Origin of the sequence: Chryseobacterium cupriresistens (assembly GCF_046614675.1) — a bacterium.
GTDB classification, from domain to species: domain Bacteria; phylum Bacteroidota; class Bacteroidia; order Flavobacteriales; family Weeksellaceae; genus Chryseobacterium; species Chryseobacterium cupriresistens.
In genome coordinates this window covers 552,733-567,669 of the sequence record NZ_JBKKJT010000001.1, presented here as the reverse complement: position 1 = coordinate 567,669, position 14,937 = coordinate 552,733, and the positions used below count along the sequence as shown (strand labels likewise).

Genomic DNA, 14,937 nt, shown 5'->3' with positions numbered 1-14,937 from the left:
TTTAATCACATTTGATACCATCAAAGGTTAGACCGCATCTGTTGAAGGTATACAACCTCCTATATTTATGTAGATAAATTATCTGGCTGGAATTATAAAGTTCAGCCCTGTAACTAAAAAATCGGGGTTTAAAGACCCCGATTTTTATATTTTAAACCACAAAATGCGGTTATATACTTATCAATTATACGTTTTCAATCACAATTGCAGAAGCACCGCCACCACCATTACAGATAGCAGCAGCTCCGTATTTCGCATTATTTTGCTTCAATACGTTGATTAATGTAACGATGATTCTTGAACCTGAACTTCCCAGTGGATGTCCTAATGCTACAGCCCCTCCGTTTACGTTTACTTTAGCAGCATCCAGCCCTAAGATTTTGTTGTTTGCCAGTCCTACAACTGAGAAAGCTTCGTTGAATTCGAAGAAATCGATATCGGAAACTTCTAATCCTGCTTTTTTAAGCGCGATAGGTAACGCTTTTGCCGGAGCTGTTGTAAAGTTTTCAGGCTCCTGTGCTGCATCAGCATAAGAAACGATTTTTGCCAGAGGCTTCAATCCAAGTTCTTCCATTTTTTCTTTAGAAACAAGGATCAACGCAGAAGCTCCATCGTTCAGAGTAGATGCGTTTGCTGCTGTTACTGTTCCTTCTTCTTTTTTGAATACGGTAGGAAGTGTTGAAATTCTGTCAAAGTTTACTGCTTTGTATTCTTCATCTTCAGCAAAGATAACTGGTTCGCCTTTTCTCTGAGGAATAGAAACCGGTACAATTTCTTCGCTGAATTTACCTTCGCTCCAGGCTTTTGCAGATCTTTTATAAGATTCTACAGCGAAGTTATCCTGATCTTCTCTTGTGATATTATAGTCTGTAGCACATTTTTCTGCACATACTCCCATATGTACTTTGTTGTACACGTCTGTAAGTCCGTCAAGTACCATTCCGTCAAGCATTTTGATATCGCCTAATTTTGTAGCAACTCTTGCATTGTAATAATGAGGAACTAAAGACATGTTTTCCATACCTCCTGCAACAATTACTTCTGCATCACCAGCTTTAATAGCCTGAGCTGCCATTGTTACAGCCTTCATTCCTGAAGCACAAACTTTATTGACTGTAGTAGAAGGTGTATTGATTGAAAGACCTGCTCCTAAAGCAACCTGACGAGCCGGCGCCTGGCCTTCCCCTGCCTGAAGAACATTTCCCATATAGATTTCCTGAACTTGATTAGGATCTAAACCGATTTTATCTAATGCTCCTTTTACAGCAGTTGCTCCCAGTTTTGTAGCCGGAACTGTTGATAAGCTTCCCATAAAACTCCCCATAGGCGTTCTTACTGCGGAAACAATGAATACTTCTTTCATGTATATAATTTTTATTTAGCTGAAACGGAATAAAAATCCCGTTTTTATAGTTAGAATTTATTTCACTTTTATGTATACCAGGTCAAATTGAGTCCCTTCAATTTTGGTATTCACTTTCAGAAGATTATCCTGAGTGGCGACTATTTTATTATTGAAGACATCTCCTATCTGTGCAGGATCATTTTTATCAGATTTCTCTATCACGATTGCTTTATAATTGCAGTCATCCACAAAAACCAATGTCGATTTGATATAATCTTTTCCATTATTGAAATATTCGGTTTGAACATTATCTTTAATGGTCATATGCCATATTGCTTCCGGATAATTGGGTCTTAGAAATTTTCCTTCTTTTATGTTAGTACATTTAGGCGGATTATCCGGTTTTTTCTGTTCTGTTGCCTGAGCATACACCTGTGCAGCTGTCATCAACAAAATTCCTGCTGAAAAATTTTTTAAAAAGTTCATATTATATTTGTGTTCTGTTATTTACTTTTTTATTTCCTCGTGCAAAAACCATCAGAAAAGCACCTGAAAACTCTACAGCCCAACCCCATTTCAATGTAACGATTCCTGCAAAAGTTTCCTGCCAGGATTTGAATGGTAAAAAGCTAAAGTATTGCAGCGACTGCATTTTCACAGCAACTAAGGTAAATCCGAATAGAAGAATAAGGAGAATACCAAAGAACCTTACAATTTTTGCACTATTGTTTACAATCCCAAAAACTGCACATGCGGAGAAAATCCAGCATGCGATAGCCAGATAATGATCAAGCTTCCAATAGTTCCAGTTCCCTATTACAGGTACATGTACCAAGGGTAGAAAACTACCTACAATTACTAACAGTAATCCTAATAACTGAATATTTTTCATATTTACTAAAGTGCCAAAATACAAAAAAAAACACACTTTTAAATAGGGTGTTTTAAAAATAGAAATTCCGCACCCGAACACTTGTTAGCCATAAAAAAAAATCGATATTTCTAATTATTATATAAAGAAAAATGAGATTTATTATCAAATTAAAAATTAACATTTACTGTTTCTATATCAATCTGAAGTCCATATTTTTCTCCGGCAAAGCATTATTTGATAAAAGGATATTTGAATAAAAAAAAATTGCATCTTTTTTCAAAAATGCAATTTAATATCTTAATATATATAAGGTCTAATTAATGTTTAACTGATGAAACATCTTCCGGGTTATGTTTATGCTTGAACAATACCGCAAAGAAAACAGCCAGTATTAATGCATAGATTGCGAAAGAAAGCCATATCTGCTGCCAGTCTTTTACCATCACCACAGAGGAAAGAGTTCCATCTGAATTCACAGCTGCGTTGAAACTCTTCTTTAAAATATCCAGGAATGTAGGATTATCAGGTGTCGTTTGCAGATAAGCAGAAAGATCTGAAGCCGTAGAAAACTTATGGGTAAAGAACTTATCAATAGCCCATCCTGCAGCATAACTTCCAAAAACAGCTCCAAAACCGTTCGTCATCATCATAAATAATCCCTGAGCTGAAGAACGTATCTTTTTATCGGTAGTTGTTTCCACAAAGAGTGATCCTGAGATATTGAAGAAATCAAAGGCCATTCCGTACACAATACATGAAAGAATGATCAATGAAAGTCCAAATCCGTCCGGTACCCCATAAGCAAAGAAACCGAATCTTAACACCCAGGCCAGCATAGACATCAGCATTACTTTTTTAATTCCGAATTTCTTCAGGAAGAAAGGAATTGCCAAAATAAACAGGGTTTCTGAAACTTGGGAAATTGACATAATGATGGTAGATCTCTGTACCACGAATGAGTCTGCATATTTAGGGAAATTAGCAAATTCACTTAAGAATACATCACCATAGGCATTGGTAAGCTGAAGCGCAGCACCCAAAAGCATTGAAAACATAAAGAATAATGCCATTTTATAGTTTCCGAAAAGCTTGAAAGCATTTAAGCCTAACTGTTCAGATAATGGAGAGTTTTTATCAATCAGCTTTTGTGGTGGGCATTTTGGAAGTGTAAGGGCATAAATTCCTAAGAAAATTGCTACAACACCTCCGATATAAAACTGACCTTCTGTTGCTTTATTTCCACTAAGGTTGGTGATCCACATGGCAACAATAAAACCAATAGTTCCCCATACACGAATCGGTGGAAAGTCTTTCACTACATCCAGATTGTTATTTTTCAGGATTGTATAAGAAATTGAATTGGCCAATGCGATGGTAGGCATGTAGAAACACATGGCTACAAGCATTACCGAAAAGAAGGAATTCGGATCTGCAGAATGAGGCAGTATAAAAAGAATAACCCCATAAAGAATGTGTAATACTGAAAATATACGCTCCGCATTTACCCAACGGTCAGCGATAATTCCAGTAATGGTTGGCATAAAGATAGAAGCAATTCCCATTGTTCCGAACACAGCTCCAAACTGAGTTCCATCCCAATGTTTTGTGCCAAACCAGAAGTTTGCCATCGTAATCAGCCACGCTCCCCAAACAAAAAATTGGAGAAAACTGAGGATGGTCAGTCGTAATTTTAAATTCATAGTTTATATAAAAAGTATCTCTTTAATCAATTTTCTTTTTCCTCCTCTTGATTTCTTCCTGGATTTCAAGAGCGGTATCATAGTCTTCTTCTTTAACGGCTTCATCTAATAATTTCTGAAGCTCTTCCATAGAAAGAGATTTTAAGTTATCTTCTGTCTGTACAGTTTCTGAGAATGATTGTTCTTCTTTTGAAACGTCTTCCAGTTCCAGTAAAATTCCTGCTTCGTTTAAAACCTGCTGCGTTGTAAATATTGGCGCATCAAATCTTACGGCCATGGCAACAGCATCTGAAGTTCTGGCATCTAGGATCAGTTCTTCTTCTGTTACTTTATTTTTAAAGTTAATATTTGAAAAGAAAACTCCGTCTACAATCTGATAGATGATGACAGAAATTAACTCATAATTGGCAGAAACTATAAATTTTGTAAATAAATCATGAGTAAGAGGACGCGGTGGATGAATATCTTTTTCCAATCCGAGAGAGATAGACTGGGCTTCGAAATTTCCTATAACAACAGGTAATTTTATGTGTGTTTCTTCATGTTCCAATAACAATGCATAAGCCCCCGACTGGGTCTGGCTGTACGATATTCCGCGAATAATTAGCTGCTTATAATCCATAGCTACAAATATAGATTAATTTTTTATTGTGTTTTCACTTTTTTACGCAAAAATAAAAGCCCGGAAAGCCGAGCTTTTATCTATATAGTTGATGATTGTCAAACGTCAATAGTGAATTTTGCTTCGCAAGTGAATTATTTCATTAAAAAATTGACGAGCAAAGCGAATTGACTATTCACAATTTACTTTCTTATCCTTTTATTGCTTTAATTTTCTCTGTTAATGCAGGAATAATCTGGAAAGCATCTCCTACTACTCCGTAGTCAGCAGACTTGAAGAATGGTGCTTCAGGATCACTGTTGATTACCACGATAGTTTTTGAAGAGTTAACTCCCGCAAGGTGCTGAATCGCTCCTGAAATTCCTACTGCAACGTAAAGATTCGGAGAAATTGCTTTACCTGTTTGTCCTACGTGTTCTGTGTGAGGTCTCCATCCGATATCAGAAACCGGCTTGGAACATGCTGTAGCTGCTCCTAAAACGTTTGCCAGATCTTCAATCATTCCCCAGTTTTCAGGTCCTTTCATACCTCTACCTGCAGAAACAACAATTTCAGCTTCTTTAAGGTCTAATTTACCAGAACTCTGCTCGTGAGAAATCACTTTAGTATCTTCATTGGCAACAGATAAGTTTTTCACTTCTTCTGAACCTGATACTGCATTTTCTTTAACACCGAAAGCGTTTTGAGAAACAGTAACGATTACTCCGTTTCCTTCTGCTTTTGCATGCATGAAACCTTTTCCTGAGAATGCTCTTCTTTTTACCTGGAAAGGAGAAAGGCTTTCTGGAGTTTCCAATGCATTGGTAATTAAAGAATAGTTCTTCATTACCGCAAGCATAGGAGCAATAGAAGAAGCATCAGTAGTGTGAGGGAAAACGATGATATTTCCGTCTGCTACTTCACTTACAGCCTGAGCAAATGCTTTTGCTGAGAAATTTTTAAGACCTTCGTCTTTGATATTGATAACGTTTGATGCTCCATATTTGTATAATAGATCTGAAGAATCAGTTGGGTTTACAGAGATTGCCGTAACGGTATCTCCCGCCTTATCAGCAATAGCTTTAGCATAAGAAACTGCTTCGAAAGCTGCTTTTTTGTAAACTCCGTTTATATTTTCTGTGTATACGAATACTGCCATTGTTTTACATTTAAAATTTAAAGATTGAAAAATTTAAAGATTAGATTACTTTAGCTTCTTCGTGAAGTAATCTTACCAATTCATCCAGATTGTCAGGAGAAACCATTTTCACCGCTGCTCTTGGCGGAACGCTGTCATAAGATACTCCCTGCACTTTTACTTCTGAAGAAGAAGGCTCTACTACCTGCAAAGGTTTTGTTCTTGCAGACATAATTCCTCTCATATTCGGGATGATAAGATCTTTCTCATCTACCAATCCTTTCTGACCTGCAATAACTGCCGGTAATTTTACTGAAATAGTTTCTTTTCCTCCTTCAATTTCTCTTACTGCAGTAGCTTCGCTTCCGTTAACGTCTAATCCTACTGAAGCGTTTACGAAAGGCTGGTTTAATAACTGAGCTACCATTCCAGGAACCGAACCTCCGTTATAATCGATAGATTCTTTTCCGCAAAGGATAAGATCATATCCTCCGTTTTGAGCTACAGCTGCAATTTCTTTTGCTGTAGAATAGCTGTCTTTCGGGTCAAGATTTACTCTTACAGCATCGTTAGCTCCAATTGCCAAAGCTTTTCTGATTACAGGTTCTGTAGCAGCATCACCTACGTTGATTACCGTTACTGTTGCTCCCTGAGATTCCTGAAGTTTAACCGCTTTTGTCAACGCAAATTCGTCTAGAGGATTAATTACCCACTGAATTCCGTTTTTGTCGAAAGCAGATTTGTCTGCTGTAAAGTTAATTTTGGAAGTAGTATCCGGAACACTACTAATACAAACTAATATTTTCATATGTTGTTCTTAATTTTTTTATTGGTCATATGTAACCTTAAGGTTTCATGTGTGCTATTTTATTTTTTCCCTTTTGGCGCATAAAATCATGACAGTTTATGCAGAGATTTTGTTTGAATTAATTTTTGCTAATATAAATAAAAAATATATTATGCATGCATAATACTTATTAAATTATTATTCAATACATTAGATGTAGTTACTTCGCTGGTTTTGTTGCCCTAAACTCTATTTTACTCGGCAAAACCCTTGGGTTCATCTTTAAAATATCCAGTACAAGATTCCCCATATCTTCGGGCTGAATCTTCCAACTGTCCTTTTCAGACGGAATATTTCCATTAAAATGAGTGGCTACTGATCCAGGCATAATTACAGTAGATTTAATATTGTATTTTCTTAAATCGATCATGGCAGCCTGAGTGAAACCTACCACTCCGAATTTGGAAGCATTGTATCCAGTTCCGTTTTCAAAGAAATTGGCACCTGCAAGACTGGAAATGGTAATATAGTAGCCTTCTGTCTTTTTCAACTCTTCTACAGAGGCTTTTAAAGTATAGAAAACCCCTGTAAGATTGGTTTCTATCATATCATTCCATTCTGCTGCGGTAAGTTCATCTACGGGCTTAAAAATCCCTAATCCTGCATTAGCAATAACATAATCCAGTCTTCCGAACTTTTCAACGGTATATTTTACAGCTTCCTGTTCGCTTTCAAGACTTCTTACATCAGAAACAATTCCCAAAACATTTTCTGAATATTGCTTAAGTTCTTCTTCCGCTTTCATCACATCTTCTCTTTTTCTTCCTGAAAATGCTACAGAAATGCCATTTTCAAGTAAAATTTTCGCAATCCCGAAACCTATTCCTTTGGTTCCGCCTGTTATATAAGCTGTTTTATGATCTGACATATGATTAAAATTTTTAATTCTCTAAAATAACAAAAACGCTCCAATTGGAGCGTTTTGCTGATACTAAGATTTATCAGTAATTATTTTTTGATGAACTTCTCTGTAAAGTTTCTTCCTTCTGTTTCTACATTCAATAAATACGTTCCGGCAGATAGATTTCTAACGTTTACCTGATCGCCATTGAGTGTTGCATCCACTCTTTTTCCGGACATATCATATACTTCAACATGTTTAATTTTGTTAGGAGTTGTGATTTTTATAACCTCAGTAGCAGGGTTTGGATAGATGGACAGTTTCACATCATTTTTAACGGCATCTTTCGTAGATAACGCTGCTTCATTATTGATTTTAATATTATCGATATAGGCCGAACCTCCATAGTTGTCATGTACAAAATCCATTCTGTTAATATTATTATTACTGAATGGCTGTCCTGTATAGATTAGAGCATCGTTCAGGAAATATTGGATTCCTGTAGCCGTAGAAACTATTTTTACCCTGTACCAGGTATTGGCATTCCAGGTCTGGTTGGTATTAACCAGATTACCGGATCCTGCTGTAGCGAGTAAAATACTTCCGTCATAAGAAAAATCGATATAGGTAACAATTCCTCCAGCTCCTGTTGTACTTACTGTTCTAAAAACAAAATCTGAACTGGATGTACTTTTTTGGGTAAGTCTTACATCAAATGACTGTGTAAAGCTGTTATATGTCAGGGGTGTCGTAAAGGTATAAAAGCCACCCATTACCGGGCTCTGTTGCGGCCCATACGCTGGATCCGGAGTGATTTTAAAACTATTTGATCCCTGGCTTGCTATTTCAGATGACACCAATTGGGTTGTTATATATACCGGCGGTACTCCTCCATCATTGGTCGTAACCCAACCCTGCTGTCCATTAATGTTCCCTGCTGTATATCCTTCACTGGCTTCAAAAGAAATGGTCTGCTGGGCAAAAGATGATATTGAAATCAACGAAATTGCGAAAATGTAAAGTTTCTTCATGATATTTTTTTAGTTTCAAGCAAATATATACGTTTTAAATCTAAAAAACAAAACACGTTAATTTTTTACACATATTAATGAATTAACATAATATTTTTAATCAAAAATCGTAAAGATATTAAATCCAAGAAAGAAGATTAATGCCGAAAAATCATCCATGAATACATTAAAGCGCTAAAAAGATCCCATGTTTCCAGAGGTAAGAAATAATTTATCGGATGATCACTTTTTCTGTAAAATTTCCTCCTTCGGTTTTAACATTGACATTATATATTCCTGCACTTAAGCCTTTTACCTCTATTTCATTGTTGTTTATTTCCGTCTTTATGAGTTTTCCTGTCTCGTCATAGAGGTCAATACTTTTTACTTTGGCAACTGTATTAATATTGATAAAATCATGGGCGGGGTTAGGATAAACCGCAATTTCCTTAGTGTTTTCTTTAGAATCATGTACCGCCATTACCCCCAGTTCACTATTAATTTTGATATGATCAATATAAGCTGATCCCAATGAATTATTATGGACGAAACGAAGCTGGTCTATATTTAAAGAATTGGCGGCTGTTCCAGTGTAGATCAGCACATTATTAAGGTAATACCGCACATCTGTGGCACTTCCTACTATTTTTAACCGAAACCAGGTGTTAGGTATCCAGATTGAAGGCAGGGAAATCAGATTCTGTATACCTGAAACCGTGTTTAAAATCTTTACCGATCCTGTTTTTTCAAAATCCAATCTCACCACAGACTGGTCATCAATACTGTTTACACCCTGAAAACCAAAATCAGAGCCGTTGAACTGCGACATGTTGATATCGAATGATACAGAAAAATTGTTGGAAGCCAACGGTGCCGGAAGATTATAAAACCCTCCTATGATCGGATCATTCTGAGTTCCATATGTATTTTCTTTTACGATTCTAAGGGAACGGCTACCATCACTGGCTTTATCCATGCTGATGGTCTGATGGGTAACATTTTGCGGTATACCTCCTGTGGGAGTACTGATCCAGCCTGTCTGCCCATTGATATCTCCGGTGTTAAACCCTTCATTAGACTCAAAGGAAATGGTCTGCTGAGCTAAAATGCATATTGAAGATAGCAAAATTGCAACTGAGTAGTATTTTTTCATAGTAAATCAAGTTTTGTATTAAAAATATAAACTTTCAATGAATAGTGAAATAACTTATTGCAAATAAAAATTAACCCTTTTATTTTCAGTGAATTTAATTTTTCAAATTCTTAAAAAGACTCTGCCGGCAGTTGATAACAGGATAATATAAAGCAAAAAAATAAGGTATCTCTTTCCAGAAATACCTTATGATATCGTATTATTGATCAATTACTTTGAATAATTCTCAAAGAACAATGGAATACTTTCAATCCCTTTATAGAAATTGAACAATCCATAATGTTCGTTTGGAGAGTGGATCGCATCAGAATCCAACCCGAAGCCCATTAATACAGACTTAGCCCCTAACACCTGTTCAAACATGGCGGTAATCGGAATACTTCCTCCACCTCTGTAAGGAAGAACTTCTTTTCCGAATGCTGATTCCATCGCCTGTTTTGCAGCAGCAAATTCTTTTGTATTGGTTGGTAAAACATAAGGCATTCCTCCATGGTGAGGAGTTACTTTTACTTTTACTGTATCCGGAGCGATTTTTTCAAAATATTTCGTGAACTTTTCCGTGATTTCCTGAGGAGTCTGGTAAGGAACCAAACGCATTGAAATTTTAGCAAAAGCTTTTGAAGGAATTACAGTTTTAGCACCTTCTCCTGTGTAACCACCCCAGATTCCGTTACAGTCTAAAGTAGGACGGATAGAAGTTCTTTCTAGAGTAGTATATCCTTTTTCACCTTCGATATTGCTTAACCCGATTGATTTCTTGAATTCTTCCGGATTGTCTTTCAATTTGTTCATTTCAGCTCTTTCAGCATCTGAAACTGTTTCAACATTGTCGTAGAACCCATCAATAGTGATATGACCGTTTTCATCAATCAGATTAGCGATCATTCTTGAAAGAACATGGATAGGATTTGGAACCGCTCCACCATAAAGACCTGAATGCAAGTCTCTGTTTGGACCTTCCACTTCTACTTCTACATAGCTTAAACCTCTTAAACCAGTTGTTACAGTAGGTTGTTCATTGCTGTAGATATGGGTATCGGAAATTAAGATACAATCACAAGCTAACTTCTCCTTGTTCTCATTTACCCAGTCTCCCAAGCTTACAGAACCCACTTCTTCTTCTCCTTCTAAGATAAATTTAACATTGCAAGGAAGAGCATTGGTTTTCATCATGGCTTCAAAAGCCTTCAGATGCATGAAGAACTGTCCTTTATCATCAGCAGAACCTCTTGCGAAGATAGCTCCTTCAGGGTGTAATTCAGTTTTTTCAATATAAGGCTCAAAAGGTGGCTTTGTCCATAATTCCAACGGATCTGCCGGCTGAACATCGTAGTGTCCGTATACCAATACTGTAGGTAAGCTTTTATCTAAAATTTTCTCCCCGAAAACAATTGGATATCCTTTTGTCTGGCAAACTTCAACATTGTCAGCCCCAGCATTCTTAAGGTGTGCCGCTACTACATCTGCACATTTCAAAACGTCATCTTTATACGCCGGATCCGCAGAAATAGAAGGAATTCTCAATAACTCAAATAATTCATCCACGAAACGTTGTTTGTTTTCGTTGATGTAATTTAATGTCTCTTGCATTGTAAAAATTTATTTTGTTAAAATTAAAAAAAATGCCTGGCAGGGACAAACAAAAAGAAAGGATTTTCCCAATCTCATGCTAATGAACCCCATAGCCCTCTTTTTAATAAAAAAATGCCCTGCAGAAACAGGGCACTTATATATTTTGTACTTCTAATTAGTGTTCAGCTTTTGGAGCTTTATCAGCTTCAGCAGGTTTTGCAGCAGCAGTACTGTCTGTTTTTGGAGCAGCAGCTTCTTCAGGTTTTGCAGGAGCTTCTTCTTTATGCTCTGCTGCAGCAGCTTCATGTCCGTGAGCTTCTCCCTGAGGAGCGTCAGAATATCTTTCTACTCCTTCTTCAAGTTTCAAAGTAGCTTTGTTTCCTCCTTGCGGAACTTTTTTACAGCTTACCGCTACCGTTGCAATCGCTAAACAGATAACTAATTTTTTCATATGTAAAATTATTTTTTTTAAAAGATAATATGGAACCGCACTATTTTCAATCTATTCTGACCCTCCAAACAGCAAACGATTACATGCTTCAATTTTTGATTGCCCAAAAGTAAGAAATCCTGCTTTTTTCGGCAACATTTTTATACTGATTTTAATATTATTTTCCCTTTTTTGGATTGGGTAAAAATAAGATACTGATCTCCTCCGTCTTTTAAACCGTATTTCTTTTTGATTTCTTCAGGTTTTAAAGGGTAATTTTTTGCAATGATATTAAACTGTCCTTTCTTTTTAATACTTTTAGAATCAACGGATTCCATTTCCAAAATCCTTCCCGGAAAGTTTTCAATCTTTTCAGAGGAAGTGTAAAGATGGCTGTTGGGATGAAGTTTTTTCAATCCGAATTTCAGGGAAATCAAATTAAAAGCTCCCGCCTTCAAAATAGAATGATTGGGAATATAAATGTATTTTTCCGGTTCGGAATATTCCGATTCCGCAGTTTCTTCTTCCCCAAATCTGAATGTAAAAGTCTCTTCTCCGCTTTCAAGGTTCACACAATTACAGATGATCTTATCCGTATTTTCGTTGGAGAGAAATACGACAACTTCTTTCACATCATTTTTGAGGGCAATAACATCAATTCTTGTAATACCTGGCAGCACCGAAACAAGATACTTAAGATCAATTAGCGGGGAAAGCTTTATCACCACAAGATCGGATATAGAGCATAATTTTTCCTGAATTTCAAGAATATCAGGAGACAGATCTTCCAAAAGAAAAACTTTATTTTTTTGCTCGTCTCTTCTGGCCGGGTCAAGATAAATGACATCAAAGTGTTCGGTATTTTCATTCAGAAAATCTTCGAGTTTTCTGTTGATAAATTTTGCCTTACGGCCCAGGACGTTCCAGTTATTTTCAACAATATTTAAAAGCGAGGTATTTTGTTCTACCAAAGTGATATCGTCAAAATTTCGGGAGAGATAATAAGCATCAATACCAAAACCGCTTGTGAGGTCAATGAATTTCTTTCCTTTCAGAATTTCAGATTTATAAAGCGCTGTTTTTTCTGATGATGACTGTTCCAGATTAAGCTGTGGCGGAAAAAGAATACCTTCTTTTAAAAGAAAAGAGAATTTTTTTTCTGCGACCTGTTTTCCCTTGATCTGCTGTACAATTTCCTGCATAGAAACCTCCGGAAATGGTGATTTTTTTAATAATAGCGTATGTAAATCTGTTTTCAGATTTGCATTGATATAGTTTTGAACTTCTTTGTTTAGTAATTTACTTCCCACAGATTTCACAAATTGCACAGATTATTATGCTTATTAAATGTTTCCGTTTATTTTTCGAATAATACTTTTATCAATATAATCAGTATTGAAATTAACCAATATTCCTAATTTCAGTTTGGTCAATTTTAAATAGGTTAAGAGCTACTTGTGATGAACATTAATTATTTCAGGAATTGATTTTATTTCAATAATAACTTTGTCTTCAACAATTATATCTGCAATAAAGCTTGAATCAATAAACACTCCCTTAAACGTAATGGGTATTGGAACTTGGGTTTTAACGCTTAAACCGTTATTTTTTAATTCAAGTGCCAAAACTTTCTCGTAAACTTTTTCCAATAAACCTGGTCCCAGCTCGTTATATACAGAAAAAATAGATTTCCTGATATAAAAGCTTATCTCATTTTCATTCATTTGTGTATAATTTAGTTTCTACAGTTGCACTGTAAAAAGCTGTGTCATCTGAGAAATCTGTGGGAGCAATTAAATTTATTCAAACATTTCCGCCCAGCGAACAGCTTTTATTTCTTTTTCGCTGTAAAGATCCGTGATGGACTTTTTAACGTCTAATTTAGGGTACAGATTCACTCCGATCAGCTTTATTTTACCTCCTTCAATCCATTGCTGCTCTTCAATCGCATGATCATAGATTTTTTTCTGAATAACTCCCTGTTTCAACAATTCAAGATATCCGCCTGCTTCTTCAATCTCAACAAATAAAGCCCATGCTTTTTCTGCAAACTGCCGGGTGATATCTTCAACATAATAACTTCCGTTGGAAGCATCTTCAAATACATTGATGATACTTTCATAGGCCAGAACTATCTGTTGTTTGAAAGAGATCTCTTCCGAGTTATCCGTACTTCTGTCTACAAGATAATTGTTTGAGAAAACAGCGTCTGCTCCGCCAATCATCGCAGAAGCAAGCTCCAACGTAGAACGGATCAGGTTATTTTCATTATCTGAAACAGCTTTATTTCTTAACGAAGTTTCAGCAAAGATGTAAGGAACTTCATCCAGTCCGTATTCTTTTGAAAGCTGGTTGAAAATAATCTTAAAAGCTCTCAGCTTAGCCATTTCAAAGAAATAACTTCCTCCTACAGCTATTCTGAAAATCAGTTTATTTAAAATTTCAGCTCCATAAACTTCTGCTAACTCCTTAGCTTTTGCAAGGGCAATTGCAAGCTGCTGATAGATAGCGGCTCCGGCATTCTGATGCAGTGAGATATCTACGCAGATATTTCTTCTAAAATCTTTTGAAAGTAATTCTTTTACCAGCTGATCATCAATACTTCCTTCTTTTTCATTAAAAACATCAATAAGTGAAAAATACTGGTCTTCTTCTTTAGGGCTAATGTGCCCTGCAAGATCTTTATTATTCACAAAAATGGTTTTCTGATCCAGATTTTCTACATTCTGATCCAGCATAAATGCAAATACTTCTTCTTCCAGACTTTCGTGGTATCTTGCAACCAGATGGGTACTTTCTTCAACTCTTGGCAGGTTTACCAAAGGCTTCTGAACTTCAGTGTAAAAAGGCTTCACTTCTATTCCCTCCAGATTCTGTTTTTCTAAAACGGGATAAATATCCTCTGTTTTAAGTTGTTTTTTGACCAGGTTTTCCCAGTTTGAAAGTATATCTGTATTTGACATTAGTTTTTTATTTGTGAATTGTTAATGGTGAATTTTGCTTTGTAAGTGAAATTTAAAAACTAAAAATTCATTTCATCATCAACGTAATTCTATTCAACTTTTATTACTTTTTAGCCACTTTTGTGCTGTCTACCACCAGAATGAAAATTTCTTCATTCGGTTTTTTCATAAAATAATTTTCTCTTGCGTATTTTTCTTTTTCTGACTTGTTGTTCATCAGTTTCTTATAAAAAGCATCATTTTTTTCATACTCTTTTTTATAGTAATCCAGCTGCTCTTCATACTTATGAATCTCACCATTCAGTTCATTAATAACAAGAAATGAAGTTTTATCGAAAAAAATCATCCATACCAAAAACAGACAGATCGTAATGGTATACTTGTTCAAAACATATTTCTGGATAAGTTTGAATGTTTCAGATTTCGGCTGAATGTCTTTGATAAGGTTGTTCTCTTCCATTTT

Annotated in this window: 15 protein-coding genes and 1 pseudogene; all 16 read right to left on the bottom strand. The window is 35.9% G+C overall.

What is annotated here, in order from left to right:
- Positions 1–184: 184 nt before the first annotated feature.
- Positions 185–1,363 carry an acetyl-CoA C-acyltransferase gene (locus ACLI50_RS02680; protein WP_343642685.1) on the bottom strand — a complete coding sequence of 393 codons (1,179 nt, stop codon included), beginning with the start codon at positions 1,361–1,363 and terminating at the stop codon, positions 185–187.
- 57 nt (positions 1,364–1,420) lie between these two features.
- Positions 1,421–1,831: a hypothetical protein gene (locus tag ACLI50_RS02675; RefSeq protein ID WP_202840680.1), complete on the bottom strand. Its 411-nt coding sequence runs from the start codon at positions 1,829–1,831 to the stop codon at positions 1,421–1,423.
- Between the two features lies 1 nt (position 1,832).
- Positions 1,833–2,237 carry a hypothetical protein gene (locus ACLI50_RS02670; RefSeq protein ID WP_202840682.1) on the bottom strand — a complete coding sequence of 135 codons (405 nt, stop codon included), beginning with the start codon at positions 2,235–2,237 and terminating at the stop codon, positions 1,833–1,835.
- A gap of 299 nt (positions 2,238–2,536) precedes the next feature.
- The gene (locus ACLI50_RS02665) at positions 2,537–3,919 is read right to left on the bottom strand and encodes a nucleoside permease (RefSeq protein WP_202840686.1); all 1,383 of its coding nucleotides are present in this window, start codon (positions 3,917–3,919) and stop codon (positions 2,537–2,539) included.
- A gap of 22 nt (positions 3,920–3,941) precedes the next feature.
- The gene (locus tag ACLI50_RS02660; protein WP_062674981.1) at positions 3,942–4,541 is read right to left on the bottom strand and encodes a bifunctional nuclease family protein; all 600 of its coding nucleotides are present in this window, start codon (positions 4,539–4,541) and stop codon (positions 3,942–3,944) included.
- Between the two features lie 190 nt (positions 4,542–4,731).
- Positions 4,732–5,679, bottom strand: coding sequence for an electron transfer flavoprotein subunit alpha/FixB family protein (locus ACLI50_RS02655; RefSeq protein ID WP_411413092.1), 948 nt, complete (start codon positions 5,677–5,679; stop codon positions 4,732–4,734).
- 40 nt (positions 5,680–5,719) lie between these two features.
- Positions 5,720–6,466: an electron transfer flavoprotein subunit beta/FixA family protein gene (locus tag ACLI50_RS02650; RefSeq protein ID WP_047429867.1), complete on the bottom strand. Its 747-nt coding sequence runs from the start codon at positions 6,464–6,466 to the stop codon at positions 5,720–5,722.
- Between the two features lie 199 nt (positions 6,467–6,665).
- On the bottom strand, positions 6,666–7,373 hold the full coding sequence (locus ACLI50_RS02645; protein ID WP_202840690.1) for an SDR family oxidoreductase: 708 nt from the start codon (positions 7,371–7,373) through the stop codon (positions 6,666–6,668).
- 80 nt (positions 7,374–7,453) lie between these two features.
- Positions 7,454–8,377 carry a T9SS type A sorting domain-containing protein gene (locus ACLI50_RS02640; RefSeq protein WP_202840691.1) on the bottom strand — a complete coding sequence of 308 codons (924 nt, stop codon included), beginning with the start codon at positions 8,375–8,377 and terminating at the stop codon, positions 7,454–7,456.
- A 211-nt stretch (positions 8,378–8,588) separates the two neighbouring features.
- Entirely contained in the window at positions 8,589–9,509 is a 921-nt protein-coding gene (locus tag ACLI50_RS02635; RefSeq protein ID WP_411413091.1) for a T9SS type A sorting domain-containing protein, read from the bottom strand.
- Positions 9,510–9,719: 210 nt separating this feature from the next.
- Positions 9,720–11,099: a dipeptidase gene (locus ACLI50_RS02630; protein ID WP_227944398.1), complete on the bottom strand. Its 1,380-nt coding sequence runs from the start codon at positions 11,097–11,099 to the stop codon at positions 9,720–9,722.
- A 157-nt stretch (positions 11,100–11,256) separates the two neighbouring features.
- Positions 11,257–11,532 carry a hypothetical protein gene (locus ACLI50_RS02625; protein WP_110010261.1) on the bottom strand — a complete coding sequence of 92 codons (276 nt, stop codon included), beginning with the start codon at positions 11,530–11,532 and terminating at the stop codon, positions 11,257–11,259.
- Between the two features lie 140 nt (positions 11,533–11,672).
- Positions 11,673–12,821: a class I SAM-dependent methyltransferase gene (locus ACLI50_RS02620; protein WP_411413090.1), complete on the bottom strand. Its 1,149-nt coding sequence runs from the start codon at positions 12,819–12,821 to the stop codon at positions 11,673–11,675.
- 33 nt (positions 12,822–12,854) lie between these two features.
- A pseudogene (locus ACLI50_RS02615) lies at positions 12,855–13,235 on the bottom strand (GxxExxY protein).
- Between the two features lie 75 nt (positions 13,236–13,310).
- On the bottom strand, positions 13,311–14,474 hold the full coding sequence (locus ACLI50_RS02610; protein WP_343644123.1) for a methylmalonyl-CoA mutase family protein: 1,164 nt from the start codon (positions 14,472–14,474) through the stop codon (positions 13,311–13,313).
- A gap of 103 nt (positions 14,475–14,577) precedes the next feature.
- Positions 14,578–14,934 carry an FtsB family cell division protein gene (locus ACLI50_RS02605; RefSeq protein ID WP_002979124.1) on the bottom strand — a complete coding sequence of 119 codons (357 nt, stop codon included), beginning with the start codon at positions 14,932–14,934 and terminating at the stop codon, positions 14,578–14,580.
- Positions 14,935–14,937: the final 3 nt, after the last annotated feature.